Annotated in this window: 15 protein-coding genes; 6 read left to right on the forward strand and 9 right to left on the reverse strand. The window is 65.2% G+C overall.

Annotated features, from left to right (window positions below; translation table 11 throughout):
- Positions 1–50: 50 nt before the first annotated feature.
- Positions 51–1,346, reverse strand: coding sequence for an extracellular solute-binding protein (locus tag ACFRJ8_RS01630; protein ID WP_377984401.1), 1,296 nt, complete (start codon positions 1,344–1,346; stop codon positions 51–53).
- Positions 1,347–1,520: 174 nt separating this feature from the next.
- A complete protein-coding gene (locus ACFRJ8_RS01635) occupies positions 1,521–2,543 on the reverse strand; it encodes a LacI family DNA-binding transcriptional regulator (protein WP_377984402.1) in 1,023 nt (340 codons plus the stop codon).
- Positions 2,544–2,728: 185 nt separating this feature from the next.
- Between ACFRJ8_RS01635 and ACFRJ8_RS01640 the strand changes: the two genes are divergently transcribed.
- Complete coding sequence (locus ACFRJ8_RS01640; RefSeq protein WP_377984403.1) at positions 2,729–3,712, forward strand: helix-turn-helix transcriptional regulator; 984 nt, start codon at positions 2,729–2,731, stop codon at positions 3,710–3,712.
- The gene (locus ACFRJ8_RS01645) at positions 3,705–4,604 is read left to right on the forward strand and encodes an SDR family oxidoreductase (protein WP_377984404.1); all 900 of its coding nucleotides are present in this window, start codon (positions 3,705–3,707) and stop codon (positions 4,602–4,604) included. The genes ACFRJ8_RS01640 and ACFRJ8_RS01645 overlap by 8 nt, the downstream gene beginning before the upstream one ends.
- A gap of 160 nt (positions 4,605–4,764) precedes the next feature.
- On the opposite strand, the gene ACFRJ8_RS01650 is transcribed toward ACFRJ8_RS01645, so the two are convergent.
- The 4 genes from ACFRJ8_RS01650 to ACFRJ8_RS01665 form a co-directional block, all read right to left on the reverse strand.
- Positions 4,765–5,724, reverse strand: a complete 960-nt coding sequence (locus tag ACFRJ8_RS01650; RefSeq protein ID WP_377984405.1) for a carbohydrate kinase — start codon at positions 5,722–5,724, stop codon at positions 4,765–4,767.
- Between the two features lie 102 nt (positions 5,725–5,826).
- Complete coding sequence (locus tag ACFRJ8_RS01655) at positions 5,827–6,621, reverse strand: ATP-binding cassette domain-containing protein (RefSeq protein ID WP_377984406.1); 795 nt, start codon at positions 6,619–6,621, stop codon at positions 5,827–5,829.
- Positions 6,618–7,664 (reverse strand): ABC transporter permease, encoded by a 1,047-nt coding sequence (locus ACFRJ8_RS01660; RefSeq protein WP_377984407.1) that lies wholly within the window; start codon positions 7,662–7,664, stop codon positions 6,618–6,620. The genes ACFRJ8_RS01655 and ACFRJ8_RS01660 overlap by 4 nt, the downstream gene beginning before the upstream one ends.
- Before the next feature lie 115 nt (positions 7,665–7,779).
- The gene (locus ACFRJ8_RS01665) at positions 7,780–8,892 is read right to left on the reverse strand and encodes a substrate-binding domain-containing protein (protein ID WP_377984408.1); all 1,113 of its coding nucleotides are present in this window, start codon (positions 8,890–8,892) and stop codon (positions 7,780–7,782) included.
- A 165-nt stretch (positions 8,893–9,057) separates the two neighbouring features.
- On the opposite strand from ACFRJ8_RS01665, the gene ACFRJ8_RS01670 reads away from it, so the two are divergent.
- The 3 genes from ACFRJ8_RS01670 (at position 9,058) to ACFRJ8_RS01680 (ending at position 13,140) form a co-directional block, all read left to right on the forward strand.
- Positions 9,058–10,056: a LacI family DNA-binding transcriptional regulator gene (locus ACFRJ8_RS01670; RefSeq protein ID WP_377984680.1), complete on the forward strand. Its 999-nt coding sequence runs from the start codon at positions 9,058–9,060 to the stop codon at positions 10,054–10,056.
- Positions 10,057–10,100: 44 nt separating this feature from the next.
- Positions 10,101–10,394 carry a putative quinol monooxygenase gene (locus ACFRJ8_RS01675; RefSeq protein ID WP_377984409.1) on the forward strand — a complete coding sequence of 98 codons (294 nt, stop codon included), beginning with the start codon at positions 10,101–10,103 and terminating at the stop codon, positions 10,392–10,394.
- A 124-nt stretch (positions 10,395–10,518) separates the two neighbouring features.
- Positions 10,519–13,140 carry a GH32 C-terminal domain-containing protein gene (locus ACFRJ8_RS01680; RefSeq protein ID WP_377984410.1) on the forward strand — a complete coding sequence of 874 codons (2,622 nt, stop codon included), beginning with the start codon at positions 10,519–10,521 and terminating at the stop codon, positions 13,138–13,140.
- A 148-nt stretch (positions 13,141–13,288) separates the two neighbouring features.
- On the opposite strand, the gene ACFRJ8_RS01685 is transcribed toward ACFRJ8_RS01680, so the two are convergent.
- A complete protein-coding gene (locus ACFRJ8_RS01685; RefSeq protein WP_377984411.1) occupies positions 13,289–13,750 on the reverse strand; it encodes a hypothetical protein in 462 nt (153 codons plus the stop codon).
- 489 nt (positions 13,751–14,239) lie between these two features.
- Here ACFRJ8_RS01685 and ACFRJ8_RS01690 point away from each other — a divergent pair, with 489 nt between their 5' ends.
- Positions 14,240–15,058: a GAF domain-containing protein gene (locus tag ACFRJ8_RS01690; protein ID WP_377984412.1), complete on the forward strand. Its 819-nt coding sequence runs from the start codon at positions 14,240–14,242 to the stop codon at positions 15,056–15,058.
- 57 nt (positions 15,059–15,115) lie between these two features.
- Here ACFRJ8_RS01690 and ACFRJ8_RS01695 read toward each other — a convergent pair whose 3' ends face one another.
- Positions 15,116–15,709 (reverse strand): NADPH-dependent FMN reductase, encoded by a 594-nt coding sequence (locus ACFRJ8_RS01695; RefSeq protein ID WP_377984413.1) that lies wholly within the window; start codon positions 15,707–15,709, stop codon positions 15,116–15,118.
- 101 nt (positions 15,710–15,810) lie between these two features.
- Positions 15,811–17,073 (reverse strand): N-acetylglucosamine-6-phosphate deacetylase, encoded by a 1,263-nt coding sequence (locus ACFRJ8_RS01700; protein ID WP_377984414.1) that lies wholly within the window; start codon positions 17,071–17,073, stop codon positions 15,811–15,813.
- Positions 17,074–17,350 lie beyond the last annotated feature (277 nt).

The following is a 17,350-nucleotide window of genomic DNA, read 5'->3' on the forward strand; positions in this document are numbered from 1 at the left end:
GACGACGGCGGCGGTTGTGGCGCCGCCGTCCTCGTACCACTGGCAGCCGGCTAGTTCTTGTAGCCGCCGTTGGACTTGATGTTGGCGTCGATGGCCTTGACCGACTTGTCCAGCGCCGTCTTGGGGTCGGCGCCGGCGAGGATGTCCTGAACAGCCTTGCCGTATTCGGTGGCGATGAAGGGGTAAGCAGGGGTTTCAGGACGCATCACCGCGTAGTTGCGGGAAAGCTCCATGAAGATCCGGTTGGTGCCGCCCTTCGCATATTCGGGGAGGAGCGCGGCCGCTTCATCGGTGGCCGGGATGGTGCCGGTCGCCTTCGCCACTGCGGCCAGGTTTTCCGGCTTGAGTGAGTAGGAGAGGTAGTCCATGGCTGCCGCGGAGTTGCCGCAGCCGCTGGTCACGCCCCACTGCCAGGAGGCGCCGCCGATCTTGGGACCGTTCCCGAGGTCCACTGACGGCATGACCACGAGGTCCGCACCCACCGCAGCGCGTGCTTTGTCTGCAGCCCAAGAGCCGGTGTAGAGGATGCCGCTCTTGTTGTTGAGGAAGTCCTGGGTGGAGTCTTTGCCGCTCTTCTTGGCCATGAATCCCTGGTCGGCAAGGCCGCGGAACCACTGGGCCCATTCGACGGCCTTGTCGCCGTTGAGGGCGCCGTCTGCGGACTGGAACCCGTCGCGGTTGATCAGGTCTCCGCCGAAGGACTGCAGGAACGGGGAGTAGGCGTACGGCAGCCATTCGCCGGTTCCGGCGGTACCCATGTCCAGCGGGTACTCCCACTTGCCCAGCGCCTTGAGTTTGGTCAGCGCGTCTTGGAACTCGGCCTTGGTCCACGGCTTCTCAAGCGTGGCGACGCGGACACCCGCCGCCTTGAGGTCCGAAGCGCGGGCGAGCATCGCCAGGGCGACGTCATAGGTGCCCACGGCGTAGGTCTCACCCTCCCACTTGGCCACCGTGCTCGGCAGGTTCTTGGAAACATCGGCCTCGAGCTTCAGCGGTGTCAGATACTTCGCCCAGGCCCAGTTGGGAACATTGGGGCCATCGATGTCAACGATGCAGGGGAGCTTCCCGGAGGCCGCGGCCGAGACCACAGAGTCGTTGTAGGAGTCCTGCGGGAACGCCTGGACCTTGATCTTGGCCTTGGCGCCGGCGCTCTTGTTGTAGGAGTCCACGATCTTTTCAATTGCAGCCAGCTCTTCGGGGTTGCCCGCGTTGTGGGTCCACATGGTGATCTCGTTGGAGCCCTCGGGCGAGGCAGAGGCGCTGCCTTTTCCGCAGGCGCCCAGGGAGCCGATGAGTGCCGCCGCAGCTACACTGGTGGCTAGGATCCGGGTGAATCGCTTGTTCATGGTCAATCTTTCTGCCGAATTTTTGCATGGGGGATTGTCCCGGGTCCGGCGGGACGCGGCCGGTGCAACGGCTGCGTCCCTTTTTGTGCGGTCCCGGGCGGTGGAACGGTTTGGTGATGGCGGTTTGGTGATGGCGGTTTGTTGCCGGCGGTCAGCTAACCGGCCAGCGATCAGCTAACTTGGCGGCGGGCCGAGCGACCCCCGCTCAATCAGGGGGCACTCCAGTTGCGTCTGGACGGCGGGTGCATCCGGATTCTCAATGTCGTCCAGGATCCGGTCGACCGCCCAACGGCCCATTTCGTAGTGGGGGAGGGCGACGGTAGTGAGCCCCGGCCACAGGGCGTCTGCGATGATTTCGAGATTGTCGATCCCCACAATGGAAACGTCCTCCGGAATGCGCAGTCCCAATGCAGTGGCCGCTTGGTAAACGCCCATGGCAACCCTGTCACTGAAGCAGAACAGGGCTGTGGGACGGTCGGGCTGACCGAGAAGGCCCAGCCCGGCCTCACGGCCTCCGGGGGTTCCGGCCTGACCGATCACGAAATGGCGGGGGTCGTGCTGCAGCCCGTGCCGCCGGAGAGCCTTGAGGAAGCCCTCCCTGCGGCCGTGCGTCGCGGGGATGTCGTCCATGTTGTTGATCATCCCGATCCGGGTGTGTCCCGCCTGGATGATTGCTTCAACAGCCGTTTCGGCAGCGCCCACCTCGTCGGGGATAACCGAGGAAATGGACCTGTCGTCACTGACGGCATCCAACAGCACGGTGGGAAGGCCTTCAAGTTCCGCGGGGACCTGGACACTTTGGTGGTACATCCGGGCATAGACCACCCCGTCCACCTGGTGCTGCCGGAGCATGTTGATTTCACGGTTTTCAAGCTCGCTGTCCAGGCCAGAATTGACCACCATGACCACATAGCCGCGGTCGTAGGCAGCGTCCTGTGCGCCGCGGATCATGGCTCCCGCAAAGGGGGTGGTAGTGATTTCGTCACTGACCAGGCCCAGGATCTGGGAGCGCTGGTTGCGCAGTCCGCTGGCCATCTTGTTCGGGGCATACCCAAGATCCCTGGCCACGTCCCGGACATGTTGCTGCGTTGCTGCCTTCACCCGGAAACTCGTGGCGTCGTTGAGGGCGTGCGACACCGTGGTCACTGAGACCCCGGCGGCCTTGGCCACGTCGCGTATTCCCACTCTTGTCGTCATTGACTTCCCTTTGCAAAACGTTTTGTTTCTGGTGTGAGCTACGCTACACAAAACGTTTTGCACTTGTCAACGAAAGGCGTCCGATTGGGTTACGGCGCCGTGTCCAGCGGGCCGGGTTTCAAAGCGGATTGGGGGTGTCTGATAGACACTGCCACTGCACCTCCGGCCTGCGTAGCGTGGTGGACGTGGACAGAAGAGACGAAATCCGTGAGTTCCTGATCTCGCGACGCGCGAAGATCAGCCCGAAGCAGGCCGGCATCCCCAATTACGGGGAGCTGCGCCGTGTGCCGGGCCTGCGCCGTGAGGAAGTGGCGCAGCTCGCCGGGGTGAGCACGGACTACTACACGCGGCTGGAACGGGGCAAATTGCGCGGCGTCTCGGGCGCCGTGCTCGAGGCTGTCGCTTCTGCACTTCAGCTTGACGACGCCGAGCGGGCGCACCTGATGGACCTGGCCCGGACGGCCAGCACCCCGTCGCGTCGGGCGTCCCGCCGGCCGCCGCAGCAGCGGGTCCGTCCAGGGGTGCTGCGACTCCTGGATGGCATGACCGGAGTGGTGGCCCTGGTGCAGAACAGCCGTTCGGACGTGCTGGCCGCGAACCTGTTGGGCCGCGCGCTGTACGCGGAGGTGTTCAACTCCGCCGTGCAGCCGGGCCCGGACACACCGGGGCGGTTGCCGAACCAGGCGCGCTACCTCTTCCTCGATCCGGGCGCGGCAGATCTCTACCCGGATTGGCGCGCGATCGCGGCTACCACGGTCGCGATGCTGCGGTTGGAAGCGGGGCGGAACCCGCACGACCGGGCCCTGAACGAGCTGGTGGGGGAGCTGACCACACGCAGCGGGCTCTTCGCCGCGCTATGGGCTGGGCACGACGTGCGGATCCACACCACGGGGACTAAGCGCTTCCACCACCCCGTCGCCGGGGACTTGTCCCTGCAGTTCGAGACGCTGACCCTTCCCGGCGATGAGGGACAGACCCTGTTCACCTTCACGGCAGAGCCCGGTTCTGCGTCCGAAAACGCGCTGGCGTTCCTCGCCAGCTGGGCGGCATCGCCTCCCGAAACAACTACCACCGGCAGTCCTGCCGGCGGATCCACCGTCCCCGAAACGCGCTCCCACGAGCAGCCAGGGGCCCGCAATTCAAGAAAGACAGAACAAACACATGACTGAACAGCACCACATGAATGAACAGCATCACCCGACTCAACAGAAGGAAAACATGCCCGAGAAGAAGGTCTGGTTCATCACCGGCGCTGGCCGCGGTATGGGGACTGACATCGCGAAGGCGGCTCTGGCCGCCGGCCACGCGGTGGTCGCCACCGGACGCAACCCGGAAAAGGTTGCCCAGGCCGTGGGCGAGAGCGAGGACCTGTTGGCAGTGAAGCTCGACGTAACCGACCCCGCCGCGGCGGAAGCGGCCGTGCAGGCCGCCGTCGACCGGTTTGGCCGGATCGACGTTCTCATCAACAACGCCGGCAACTTCTATGCCGGGTTCTTCGAGGAAATCACCCCGGAGGACTTCCGGGCGCAGATCGAGACCACCATGTTCGGGCCCATGAACGTCACCCGCGCGGCCCTGCCGGTCATGCGGGCCCAGCGCTCGGGGCTGGTCGTCACCATCTCCTCCACCGCCGGCATCGCAGGCGGGGAGTTCCTCAGCGCCTACGCTGCATCGAAGTTCGGTGTGGAGGGGTGGGCGGAGTCTCTGGCACCGGAGGTCGCCCCGTTCGGCATCCGCAGCATGATCGTTGAGCCGGGGTTCTTCCGTACTGAACTGCTCACCCGGGAATCCACGCGCTACGCGGAACCCACCATTGACGACTACGCCGAGCGCACGCGCCAAACCATCGCCGCCTGGCAAAGCATGGACGGACAGCAGGGCGGGGATCCGGCCAAGCTCGCCGACGCCCTGATCCATCTGGCCGAACTGGACGAGCCGCCGCTGCGCTTTGCCGCCGGGGCAGACGCGGTCGGCATCTTCGAGACCCGGGCCAAGGCGCTCCAGGACCAGGCCGACGCGCACCGCGGGCTCTCAAGCAGCCTCGCGCACGACGACGCCTGACAGAACGCAACGGGCGACGGCGGGAGGTCCCGCCGTCGTCAACCAAGCCCAATCACCACAGATACCCCGCCAGTCCCCGCGAAATGCGGGCCCCGGTTCGGCCTCAACTAACCCGGTGAGGCGTCGGCGGCTCGCCGCGCGCGGCGCCCGAGCGTGGCGCTCAGGAACCGGCGTATTGGGCTAAGGGCCGGGCTTCGACGGCGAAGTTGAGTTCTTCCAGCGTCGGGGGGTTCGCTCCCGGGCGCTGAACGGTAATGGCCGCGGCTGCGGCAGCGGTGTGTCCAAGCTGCTCCAAGACAGCTGGGGCGAAGCCTTCGGTTCCTCGGGTGAGAAAGCCCAGAATCAGGGCGGACATGAATGAGTCCCCGGCGCCGATGGTGTCGGCAACGCTGGACTTCACGGCAGGAATCCTGATGTTAGCGGTGGGCGTGGTGAATTGTGAGCCTTCTGCGCCCTTGGTAATGACGGTGAGTCCGGTGCCCAAACCGAGGATGTGGGCTGCGGTTTCGTCCAGGCTTTTTTGGGGGTACAGCCATTGGGCGTCTTCGTCGCTGAGTTTGACGACGTCGGTTAGTGGCACGAGCTCTTCGAAGGTGGCTTTCGCTTCTGCGTGGCTGCCGAGCAGGGCTGGCCTGATGTTGGGATCGTAGGTGATCATGCAGTCTCTGTGCGCCTGTTCGAGCATTGATCTCACGGCGCCAGCACCGGGCTTGAGAAAAGTGGCGATGGAACCGGTGTGCAGTATTTTGGGGACGCAGGCGGGGGCTACTAGGGCAAGGTCCCAGGTGATGTCGAAGTCGTACCTGGCGGAGCCGTCCGGTTCCAGGGTTGCTGTTGCCGATGCTGTCCGGGTGAGGGATTTTGATCCGGGCAGAAGTATGACTCCCGCGCTGCGGAGATGATTTTCGATAGAGTCTCCCCGCGCGTCCGGGGCAATGGCCGTGAGCAGGCCTGTTGTTACGCCAAGGCGTCCGAGCCCGTAGGCGACGTTGGCCGGTGAGCCGCCGGGGTGTTCGACTGTGTCGTGTGACGTTGTGACCACGTCGATCAGAGCTTCGCCTACGACCATGACGTCGAGGGGATGCTGCGGGCCGGGCCGGGCTGTTTTCACGTAATCCATGGTGTGTCTCTCGTGGGAAGCTGATGGCGGGCTTGTTCAGAGCCAATTCAGTCCGCGGACCGGCAACCGGGTCCGCGGACTGAATATCGGCGCAGCCAGTGTTCAGGCGGTGGCGGCACCGGTCATGATCGCCACCGCGTCGGTCATGGTGTGGGATTGCGGGGTGATGGTGGCCCCGCATTTGCCGAGACGCTGGATGTGGATCCTGTCCGCCACGTCAAACACGTGGGGCATGTTGTGGCTGATCAGGATGACGGGCAGGCCCCGGTCCCGGAGGTCCCGGACCAGCTGCAGGACCTGGTTCGATTCCCGGACGCCGAGTGCCGCCGTCGGCTCGTCCAGCACGACCACCTTGGAACCGAACGCCGCGGCGCGGGCCACGGCGACAGCCTGGCGCTGGCCGCCGGACAGGTTCTCCACCGGGACTGTGACGTCCTGGAGGGTGGAGATTCCCAGTCGGGTCAGCTCCTGTTTGGCCTTCGTGCGCATGCCTTTGGTGTCGAGCATCCGGAACACACTCCCGAGGAGGCCCGCACGCCGTTCTTCCCGGCCGAGGAACAGGTTGGAGGCGACGTCCAGGGCCGGCGAGACGGCAAGGTTCTGGTACACCGTTTCGATGCCGTGGGCTCGGGCGTCCTGGGGGCGCTTGAAATGGACCGGCTGCCCGGACACCATCAGCTCGCCAGTATCCGGAATCTCGGCACCGGTGAGGCACTTGATCAGCGTGGACTTGCCTGCACCGTTGTCGCCGATGATCGCCAGGACTTCGCCCGGGTACAGGTCCAGGCTGACGCCGTCCAGGCCTACGACGCGGCCGAAGGTCTTGACGAGGTTCCGGGCCTGCAGGATGGGCTGGCGTACTTGGGTTTCGGCCGGCTCTAGGTGGGTGGCGGTCATGATTTCACCTTTCGGATCCACTGGTCGATGGACACAGCGAGGATGATGAGGACGCCCACGGCGAGTGTCTGGTAGAGCACGTCAAGGCCTGCGAGGGAGAGTCCGTTGCGGAAGACGCCGACGATCAGGGCGCCCAGGAGGGTTCCCCAGACGGACCCGCGTCCGCCAAAGAGGCTTGTTCCGCCGATCACGACGGCGGTGATGGAGTCTAGGTTCAGGTCGACGCCGGCGTTGGGGCTGGCTGCGTTGGTGCGGCCGATCTGGATCCAGGCGCCGACGGCCAGGACAGCGCCGGCGGCGAGGTAGACGCTCATGAGGACTTTGTTGACGGCGATGCCGGCCAGACGGGCGGCCTCCTTGTCATCGCCCACGGCGTAAACGTGCCTGCCCCATGCGGTCTTGCCGAGGATGAACGCGATAGCGATGTAGAGCACGAGCATCACGACGACCCCGGTGGAGATCCTGACCGGGCCTACCGGGAATGTGGTCCCGGTCCAGGTGAGCAGGTCCGGCATGGCCGAGCCGCGCACTGTCGCGCCGTTGGAGTAGAGCAGTGTCAGGGCGATGAAGATATTCAGCGTGCCGAGGGTGACGATGAACGGCGGGAGCCGAAACCGGGTCACCAGAAATCCGTTGAGTGCTCCGGCTGCGAGTCCGACGAGCAGGCCTGTGAGCAGCGCGACGGGTGCGGGCAGTCCGTTGTTGACGGCGAGCTGGGCCATGACCATCGATGAAAGGATCATGACGGCCCCGACGGAAAGGTCGATGCCTGCGGTGAGGATGATGAGGGTCTGGGCGATGGCCAGGGTGCCGACGACGGAGACCTGCTGGGTAATCAGGGAGAGGTTTTCAACCCGCAGGAACCTGTCATTGAGGAGGCCGAACACGACCACCGCGATGAAAAGTACGAGGGCGGGGCTGGCGGCGGGGTAACGGTGGAGGATGTTGCGTATCCGGCTGAGCGGTGTCTGCCGGTCAAGGAATTCCTCCGCCAGGTCGGCATGCCCGGCGCTGGGCGGGCCGGCGATCTGTTGCTGGGTCACAATTGATCCTGATCTTCCGTGGTGTTTGCTAGGGCGGGCCTAGCTCGGTGGCTGGAGTGCGGGGAGGCCGACAGTCGAGCTGCGGCCTCCCCGCTCCGCAGTGAATCTTGGTGGGTTACTTTCCCCAGCAGATGTCGGAGGCGTCGGCGGTGGTGATGCTCTTGACGCCGTCGGCCGGCTTGTCCGTGACGAGTTCGACGCCGGTGTTGTAGAAGTCCAATCCTGCGGAGTTGGCCGGCTTCTTGCCCGTCTTGGCGAGTTCAACGATTGCCTTGACGCCCAGTTCGGCCATCTTGACCGGGTACTGCTGGGAGGTGGCACCGATGACGCCGGACTTGACGTTGTTGACGCCGGTGCAGCCGCCGTCTACCGAGACGATCAGGACGTCTTTTTCCTTGCCGGCGGCCTTCAGCGCCTCGAAGGCCCCCGCGGCAGCAGGTTCGTTGATGGTGTAGACGACGTTGATGTTCGGGTTCTTGGCGAGGAGGGTTTCCATGGCCGTGCGCCCGCCGTCCTCGGCGCCCTGGGAGGCCTGGCTGCCCACGATCTCGTAGCTGCCGCCCTTGCCGCCGGTGTACTTGCCGGTCTTGGCTTCGTCGCCGTTCTTCTTGGCGTCCGCGGTGTCGATGCCGAGGCCCGTGAGGAAGCCCTGGTCGCGGTTGTAGTCAACCGAGACAACCTTGTCGTCAAAGAGGTCGATGAGGGCAATCGTCGCCTGTTTCCCGCCCAGCTGGGTCGCCGTCCACTTGCCGATCAGCTCGCCGGCGGCGAAGTTGTCGGTGGCGAACGTGATGTCGGCTGCGTCCGCCGGGTCCGGCGGCGTGTCCAGGGCGATGACGAAGAGGCCTGCATCCCTTGCCTTCTTCAGCGCGTCCACCACGGACGGGCCGTTGGGCGTGATCAGGATGCCCTTGTCGCCCTTTGAGATGGCGTTCTCGATCGCCTGGATCTGGGTGTCTTCGTCGCCGTCAGCCTTGCCAGCTGCGAGCTTCAGGTCCACGCCCTCGGCCTCGGCTGCCTTCTTCGCGCCGTCCTGCATCGAGACGAAGAAGGGGTTGGTGGTGGTCTTCACGATCAGGGACACACCCACCTTTTCGGCGGATGAGCTGGCGGGGCTGGCGGCGGGGGTTCCGCCGCAGGCGGCGAGGCTGAGGGTGCCGAGGGTCAGTACTGCGCCCATGGCGGTCAGGCGGCGGGTGATGGTGCGCGGGGCTTTGGAACTCAACATTGAATCTCCTGTTTTCGTGGCACCTCCCGATGCCTGACAACGATGTCAGGCATCATGTAACCAGCGTCACAAGGTAGAGTCAATGAAAATTCGATGATGAAGGACGATGCTATGACAACGATGTCTAATCGTTACCAAGCGGACCCCGGTAATAGCCGCCCCACCATGCGCCACGTTGCGGCCCTGGCAGGAGTGGGTATCAAGACGGTTTCCCGCGTAATGAACGACGAGCCAGGCGTCTCCGAAGCCACCCGCCAGCGCGTGCTGGGCGCGTCCCAGCAGCTCAACTACCAGCTGGACATGGCGGCGGGGAGTCTCCGGCGGACCGGCCGGAAGACGCTTTCGATCGGCCTCCTGCTGCCCAGTGTGTCCAACCCGTTCAGCAGCGAGATCCACCGGGCGCTGGAAGACGCGCTTGCGGCCCGCGGCATGGCCGTCTTCGCCGCCAGCCTCGACGATGACCCCGCACGGGAAAAGGCGCTGGTGGCCGCGTTCCTCGGCCGGCGGGTGGACGGGCTTGTCCTGACCCCCATCGCGCGGAGCCAGTCCTACATCATTCCGGAACACTCCCGCGACCTGCCCATGGTGTTCATTGACCGTGAACCCGTGGGCATCGAGGCGGACGCCGTGGTGACCGACAACGCTGTCGGAGCCGCCAGGGCAGCGGCCCACCTCCTGGCACACGGCCATACCAAACTCGCCTGTCTGGGCGACCGCACGGACATCCAGACCGCCCGGGAGCGGCGGCGCGGATTCATCGAGGAACTGGGCCGGGCCGGCATTCCAACGTCCACTGTTCCGGTCCGCGACGGACTCCATGATGAGGAGTCGGCACGGCTGGCCGCGCTTGAACTGCTCACGGCCGAGGACCCCCCAACGGCCATCTTCTCCAGCCAGAACCTTGTCACGTTCGGTGTCATGCGCGCGCTGAAGGAGTTGGGTGCCAGGCGGCGCGTTGCGCTGGTGGGCTTCGATGACTTCACACTGGCGGACATGATGGATCCGGGCATCACGGTCATCGCCCAACATCCCGAGCGGATCGGGAAGCTGGCAGCGGAGCGGCTGCTGGCCAGAATTGATGGCGACAAGCAGCCTCCGCGTACGTATGTCGTTCCCTCGGAGCTGATTCAACGAGGCTCCGGCGAACTCCGTCCTCCATCCTGAGGCCGTCCATGCCTAAACAACCGATTGACTTGGAAGGGATACCCATGAGCAAGACCCTGTACGCCGAATTCACCGTCAAGCCCGGCAGTGAAGCCCGCGTTGCTGAAATGATGCTTGAACTGACCCAGAACGTCAGCCAGGAACCAGGAAACGTTCTTTTCCTTCCGTACACGCGGGAGGAGAATCCCAGGGATTACTTTGTCTTCGAGGTTTATCGCGATGAAGCCGCGTTCGAGGAACACATCCGGGCGGATTATGGCTTCCGATTTAATGAGGAACTGGCCCGCCATATCGAGGGCGACGGGTCGGCGCTGACCTGGCTCCTGCCCTTGGAGTAGTGGCCGGGCGTCATCATGCCCGAATCGCCAAACCGTTGACTTGTCTGATGGACATAACTTAGCGTCCTTCGCACTGACAACGTTGTCTATTGACGACGCGCGCGATGAAGGGCGAAACAAGCAGATGAAAAGAACGACTACCCGCAGGACGCATGCCGTTTCTGCACTGACGCTCGCGGGACTGACGCTGGCCGCGGCGCTGGCAGGTTCCCTGCCGGCGTCGGCTGCCACAACCCCCGGGGACGAACCCTACCGGCCGGCCCTCCATTTCACGCCCGAAAAAAACTGGATGAACGACCCCAACGGAATGGTTTTCCACAAGGGCGTCTACCACCTGTTCTTCCAGCACAACCCCTCCGGCAACACCTGGGGGAACATGTCCTGGGGACACGCCACCTCCAAAGACCTTGTCCACTGGAAGGAGCAGCCCCTGGCCATCTCCACCGATGACCAGGAAGACGTCTTTTCCGGCAGCGTCGTGGTGGACAAGGACAATTCCTCGGGTTTCGGCACTGCGGAGAACCCGCCCCTAGTGGCCATCTACACCAGCGCGTACAAGGACGCCTCCCCGCACCGCGGCCTGCAGGCGCAGTCCCTGGCCTACAGCCTGGACGACGGCCAGACCTGGACGAAGTACTCCGGCAATCCCGTGCTGAACAGGAACTCGGCCAACTTCCGCGACCCGAAGGTGATCTGGTACGACACACCCGGCGGCGGCTACTGGGTGATGACCGCGGTCGAGGCACAGGAGCACAAGGTGGTCCTCTACAAGTCCGACAACCTCAAAAACTGGACTTCCCTGAGCGCATTCGGTCCAGCCAACGCCACCGGCGGGCAGTGGGAATGCCCGGACCTGTTCCCGCTTGCCGTAGACGGGGACCCCAACAACGTCAAATGGGTCATGGTCGTGAACATCAATCCCGGCGGAGTGGCCAGCGGATCGGCGGGCCAGTACTTCGTCGGAAACTTCGATGGCACCACCTTCACCTCCGACACCACCAAACCGGCCGCGGCGCTTCCTCCGGGCACGTCCCTGGCCGGGTTCAACGACGGAACCTATAGCGGCTGGACTGTGAACAACGAGCCGGGCAACTGGAAGAACGGCCCTTTCGGTGACACCCCCGCCTCCGGCGCCCTTCCCGGACAGAGCCCAGTGACCGGTTTCGGCGCCATCGGCCTCATCAATTCCTTCAATGACGGCGACTGGCCGCTTGGGTCCATGCAGTCACCAACCTTTACGGTGTCCGATGACTACCTGAACTTCCTGGTGGGCGGCGGCAAGCACCCGCGGGTCTCCGACAAACTGGATAACACCCCGCCCGACGGGGAGCTCAAGTTTGACGGCTTCGAGGTTCCCCAGGGGACGACACTTTCCGACGCCGGCTGGACTGGAACCGGCGACCTCACCCCCAATTTCCAGCCCTCCGCCAGTGGCGGGGACTTCTACATCGGGACCAAGCGGGTCAACACCTTCGAGACCGGCACCGCACCGGGCGATGACCGGCAGGGCACCCTGACATCACCGGAATTCCCCATCACCAAGAATTTCATGAGCATGCTGGTCGGCGGCGGCAACCGCTCCGCGGACTCCGGACAGATCCTGGCCGTCCAGTTGCTCATCAACGGCAGCGTGGTCCGCTCCCTGGCAGGAGATAATTCCGGAATCCTGAACTGGAAGGGCTGGGACGTCTCCGAATTCGCGGGACAGAATGCGCAGCTGCGGGTCGTCGACCAGGCTACCGGTGGGTGGGGACACCTGACCCTTGACCATGTCATGCTCACCGACACCGCCGCTGTTCCCAGGTCCGATGAAGAATCCGTGAACCTGGTAGTCAACGGACAGGTGGTCCGCACGGTCACCGGAAACGACAGTGAAACGCTCGACTGGGCGTCATGGAATGTCAAGGAATTCGTTGGCCAACAGGCACAAATCAAAGTCGTCGACAACAACCGATTCGGCTGGGGACATATCCTCGCTGACGAGTTCATGGCGAGCTCCACCGCAGCGACAACCCGACTGCTGTCCTATGACTGGCTTGACTACGGCCGCGACTACTACGCCGCCGTGTCCTTCGCCAATATGGCCGAAGACAAACGGGTCATGCTGGGCTGGATGAACAACTGGGACTACGCCAACAACATCCCCACCAACCCGTGGCGCAGCGCCATGGCACTGCCGCGCGAAGTGAAACTGACGCAGACGCCGGAAGGTCCCCGACTCACCCAAAGCGCCGTCAAGCAGGTCGACAAGCTGGCCCAAAAGCCAAGCTATTCAACAACGAAGGGCATCCCGATCGCGGAGGGGAGAACCCAACTGCCCGCTGCCACCTCCGGTCAGGTCCAACGAGTCGACATCACCATCGCTCCGGGCACGGCCAAGAAATCCGGCATCACCGTGCTGGGGGATGGAACATCATCCACCGTCATCGGGTACGACGCCACGACCAAGAAGCTCTTCCTTGACCGCACCAACTCCGGCAACACGGCTTTCCACCCGACGTTCGCTTCCATCGAGAACGTGCCCGTCACCCTGGACAAGAAGGGCAACTTCACCATACGGATCTACCTCGACCGCTCATCAGTAGAGGTGTTCGCCCAGGACGGTCTGAAGACCATCACCGACCAGGTCTTCCCCAACGCCGGAGCCGACAAGATGGCCCTCTTCGCAGAAGGCGGGACCGCCCAGCTCAAATCACTCACTGTGACACCGCTGGAAAAGGCAATGTTCCTGCCTGAAAAGAAGTGACCCGGCCCACCGTCTGACCTGCTCACCTAGGAGCTGGAGCTGAAGGGATTGAGTACGGTATTGCACCGGGCTCAATCCCTTCAGCTCGTCCTTACTGACTTCGTCGTACAGGCGACTGACACTCGAACGTCGTCACCGGGCATGCCAGCTAGCACTTGACCTCGGTCCTGAGGTCGCGGACCGCGGCCTCGACGTTCGAGGCTTCGTCCCGGAGGGAATCAGCTGCCTGCTTCAAGGTGGCAGTGTCAGGAACCGCGGCGACTGCGGCGTTGAACTTGGCTTCAGCGGCTTTGACGGCCTCCGCCCGCTGTTGGGCGAGGTTCTCGCTTGCCTTGGCCAGCTCTTCATAGGTCTTGGAGACTTGTTCTTGGGCCGCGCGGACCTCCTCGATCGTGGCGTCCGGCTTCAGCGTGTCCTTGAAATTTTTCAGTGCCGCGGCATGGGCATCGGCAGCAGCGCAGACCGGCAACATGCTCGCAGGCGGGCTCGAGATGGTTGCGGTAGGGCTTAAAGTGGCCGCCGGCGGGCTGCTTGGGCTGCATCCGGTGAGCAGAGCGACGGCGGCCCCGAGCGCGATGGATCCCACGAGGATTGCGTGCGGTTTCGACATTGGAAGCTCCTCTCCCAGGCGGGCCTGCCCCCGAGCATCGGGCATCGGCGGGCATCTCCATCGTCTGCCTGAACGCGGCCGCGGACCTCATCCGCCGGGGGTGAAATGAATGGAAATCCAAGGCCAGTCTGGATGGGCCAAATGGCTCTTTTGGGACCGGGCGAACGCGGGTATAAATGGTTGTGCCACGGCGGGCGGGTCCTCCGCGACTGGTGTTGAAGCCGGGGCGGGCGGTCCAGGGAGGGACGTTGGAACCTCCCTGGGCCGCCGCGGGGCTGGTGCGGTTTACCGCTATCACCGGAACAAGTTCACCGGCGCGGATCACCGGGACAGGCTCACGGGAACAGTCCACCGGAACGCCCCGGGACCCAGCGTTTTCCGCAGGGTCTCCGGCTCTGACAGACGGTTGGCGCGGCGGTGTCCGCCCGGACGTATGCTGTTTTCATCGGTTCAACAGTGAGCTGCGTGCTTTGATCTCGAGCGTGGAACATGACCCTAGGAACTGCAAGAGACGGCCGGCCGGATCGTCATGCCTCCTTCTGGGAGCTGCACTTCAACGACCCGGATGTCGGTGCCTTCCTCAGCGAGGCCATGAGCGAGTTTGTCGACGACATCGGTGGTGCCGGCCGCGGGATCAGCTGGGCAATCACCCTGCTCGGATCCGCAGAGGCCCTCACCCTGACCGCGGGCAGTGCACCGGCGCGGGCCGCGGATGAGGCGCAACGATCCTTCGACGACGGGCCGGCCCGCACCGCCGTTCGGAGCGGTGAATTTGTGTTTGTGGGAGACACGTCCCTGGAGCGCCGCTGGCCGGGGTACGCCGCCGCAGCAGCAGCCTTTGGGGTCCAGTCCCTCGTGTCCGTTCCGCTGATCCCACAATCGGTATTTCAGGCCGCGGTGAACTTGTACGCGCCCTGGCCGCACGTCTTCACCAGTGAAGACATCACGGCAGCGGCTCGGCTGGCCCGCCACCTGTCCCGGGCACTGCGTTTGGTCCAGCAGCTGTCGCTGAGGTCCGGGAGCAGCGCCGATCTCTCTTCGGCGCAGCTCTCCCGGGCGCTGGCCGGCCTGGCATTGCGGACGCTGGTGCGGGAGTACGGACTCAGTGAAGAGGGGGCCCTCGACTATCTTCGGAGCGTCGCGGGCGGAGCTACACGGGAATCCGCCGGCGGCACGGTCCATGTCCTCGTGCCCGATTCCGTTCAAGTCCAGAAAGAACCCCAGCCCAGCCCCTATGCCGCGGCACCGCACGGGGCGGACACGCCTCCCGTCCGTCGGCGGCGGCGCAGAACGGAAACCCCGGCCTAGCCGGATCTCGGAAACGCTAAGCGGGCCCCGGCAAGCCGCGTTCCGCCAGGGCAGCAGTTAGGCAGCGCTGGCGTCCTCTTTTCCGTGGGCGTGGTCCGGGCGGAGGATCTTCAGCGCGCCGGCCCAGGCGATCACTTGGTCAAACACGGTCTGTAGGTTCTGCTCCGCTGCCTCCGTCGGGACGAAGTCGCGGTAGTTCACGAATTCTGTGGCCAAGGGCAGGGCGACCTGGGCCCGGACGTCCGCCATCTGCAGCTCTGCGGCAACTCCGCGGAAGTGTTCCACGGCCCGGATGCCGCCGCTGCTTCCGTAGCTGACAAACCCGGCCGCCTTGTTGTTCCACTCCTTGTAGAGGTAGTCCACGGCGTTTTTCAGCGCCCCGGGGATCGAGTGGTTGTACTCGCCCGTGACGAAGATGTAGCCGTCGAATCCGTCGACAGCTTCGGACCAGGCCCTGGTGTGCCCGAGGCTGTACCGGCCCAGGGATGGCGGTAGCGGCTCGTCGAGAAGCGGCAGATCGAAATCGGCGACGTCGAGGACGACAAAGCTGGCATCGCCGCGTTCTGATGCCCGGGAACTGACCCAGTCGGCGACCGCCTTTCCGAGGCGGCCGGGCCGGGTGCTCCCGAGCACGATAGCGACGCGGATCATGGCGGGCTCCTTTCCGGAGATAATTCTTGCCCACAACCACAACAACAATCAGGACGGCTCGAAACTTCCGCAAGAGCCGCCGGCGCCACCGGATTCGCGTGCTAAAGCGCGGCGCGCCGATGTCCCTTCAGGATCCGTCCGCCGCGCAGGACGGCCGCGAGTTCGAAACCCGGATCAACGGCGATGACGTCGGCGCGCATTCCGGTCCGGAGGCCGCCGATCTCTGTTTCCAGGCCCAGAACGCGGGCCGGGACCAGGGTCGCCGCCATGACAGCATCGGCAGGGCTCACGCCCGCTGCGATGGTGGCGCGGACAACCTCCAGTAGGGTCGCCGTGCCCCCGGCAAGGGCGCCGTTGCTCCTCAGGGTGGCCACGCCGTCGTGCACCACAACGTCCGAGCTGCCGAGTTCATAGTCGCCGTCGGACAGCCCCGTCGCCGCCATGGAGTCCGTCACCAGCGCAATGCCCTCGGCTCCGACCAGTTCAAACACCATCCGGACCGTCTCCGGGTCGAGGTGGACGCCGTCGCCGACGAGCTCGACCACCGCCGTGCCGGCCGCCGCCAGCCGCAGGCACGCGGCGACCGGTCCGGGACTGCGGTGGTGCAGGGGAGGCATGCCGTTGAACAGATGGGTCACCGTGGGCCGGGCCCGCGGCCCGAAGGCCCCTCCGGCCGCGGCCCTGCCGATGAGGTCCGCGGCCTCCGCCAGCGAGGCGGCCGCCACGCGGGCATCGGCGTCGGTGTGGCCCAGCGAGGGGGTGACGCCGTGGTCCGTGAGGATCCGGAGCAGTTCACTGGCGCCGGGCAGCTCGGGGGCGTAAGTCATGGTCCGCAGGGTTCCGCCGGCGGCCGCCAGCAGGTGCCGGAGCAGTTCAGCATCGGGGTCCCGGAGCCAGCGGGGGTTCTGCGCGCCGCAGCGGGCGGAGGAGAGGAAAGGCCCCTCGGAATGGACGCCGGCGATCAGTCCCTCAGCCGCCAGGACCTTGAGCACGCCGAACGACCGCGCCAGCTCATCGACCGGGGCCGTGACCAGGCTGGCCAGCAAGGTGGTGGTCCCGTTGCGGTGCAGGAAGTTCACCGCCTCCCGGCAGGCCCGGTCATCCCCGGTTGGGAATCCGCCGCCCGCGGCGCCATGGCAGTGGAGGTCAACGAGCCCGGGAAGCAGTGAACTGCCGTGCGGCAGCGGGAGCTCCTCTGCCCCCGGGAACTGCCCGGCATCAAAGCCGCCGCCTGGCCCCGCGTAGGCGATCCGGCCCTCTTTCACCGCCACCACGGAGTCCGGCGTGACGGCGCCCTCGCTCAGGAGGGCGCCCCTCAGGAGATAGGTGGGAGCGGCGTCGCGGTCCTCGAGGGTACGGATCATGGTGCCTGGTTTCTGAGTGGCCTGGTTTCTGTGTGGCCGGGCGATAGCGGCAGGTACAGCTAGTTGAAGACTAGCTTGGCAGGTCCCTCATTCGGGCGGCCGGGCGCGGCGGCCCGACGCCGGGCGCCGCGTACCCTCTAGCGCGCCGAAATCGTCGGAATCGTGGGGGGGGGGGGGGGGGGGGGGGGGGGGGGGGGGGGGGGGGGTGGGGCGCCCAGGGTGTCGTGGGACCCGCCCCGTGGCAGGGGGGGTGGGAGGGGGGGGGGCGGGGCCGGCG

The sequence above is a fragment of the Arthrobacter sp. NPDC056886 genome, from assembly GCF_042788715.1.
Lineage (GTDB): Bacteria > Actinomycetota > Actinomycetes > Actinomycetales > Micrococcaceae > Arthrobacter.

Coding starts and splice junctions, on each gene's coding strand:
- ACFRJ8_RS01635 (WP_377984402.1), bottom strand. CDS start 2,543: ATGACGACAAGAGTGGGAATACGCGACGTGGCCAAGGCCGCCGGGGTC.
- ACFRJ8_RS01685 (WP_377984411.1), bottom strand. CDS start 13,750: ATGTCGAAACCGCACGCAATCCTCGTGGGATCCATCGCGCTCGGGGCC.
- ACFRJ8_RS01690 (WP_377984412.1), top strand. CDS start 14,240: ATGACCCTAGGAACTGCAAGAGACGGCCGGCCGGATCGTCATGCCTCC.
- ACFRJ8_RS01680 (WP_377984410.1), top strand. CDS start 10,519: ATGAAAAGAACGACTACCCGCAGGACGCATGCCGTTTCTGCACTGACG.
- ACFRJ8_RS01670 (WP_377984680.1), top strand. CDS start 9,058: ATGCGCCACGTTGCGGCCCTGGCAGGAGTGGGTATCAAGACGGTTTCC.
- ACFRJ8_RS01675 (WP_377984409.1), top strand. CDS start 10,101: ATGAGCAAGACCCTGTACGCCGAATTCACCGTCAAGCCCGGCAGTGAA.
- ACFRJ8_RS01650 (WP_377984405.1), bottom strand. CDS start 5,724: ATGGATTACGTGAAAACAGCCCGGCCCGGCCCGCAGCATCCCCTCGAC.
- ACFRJ8_RS01695 (WP_377984413.1), bottom strand. CDS start 15,709: ATGATCCGCGTCGCTATCGTGCTCGGGAGCACCCGGCCCGGCCGCCTC.
- ACFRJ8_RS01630 (WP_377984401.1), bottom strand. CDS start 1,346: ATGAACAAGCGATTCACCCGGATCCTAGCCACCAGTGTAGCTGCGGCG.
- ACFRJ8_RS01645 (WP_377984404.1), top strand. CDS start 3,705: ATGACTGAACAGCACCACATGAATGAACAGCATCACCCGACTCAACAG.
- ACFRJ8_RS01665 (WP_377984408.1), bottom strand. CDS start 8,892: ATGTTGAGTTCCAAAGCCCCGCGCACCATCACCCGCCGCCTGACCGCC.
- ACFRJ8_RS01655 (WP_377984406.1), bottom strand. CDS start 6,621: ATGACCGCCACCCACCTAGAGCCGGCCGAAACCCAAGTACGCCAGCCC.
- ACFRJ8_RS01700 (WP_377984414.1), bottom strand. CDS start 17,073: ATGATCCGTACCCTCGAGGACCGCGACGCCGCTCCCACCTATCTCCTG.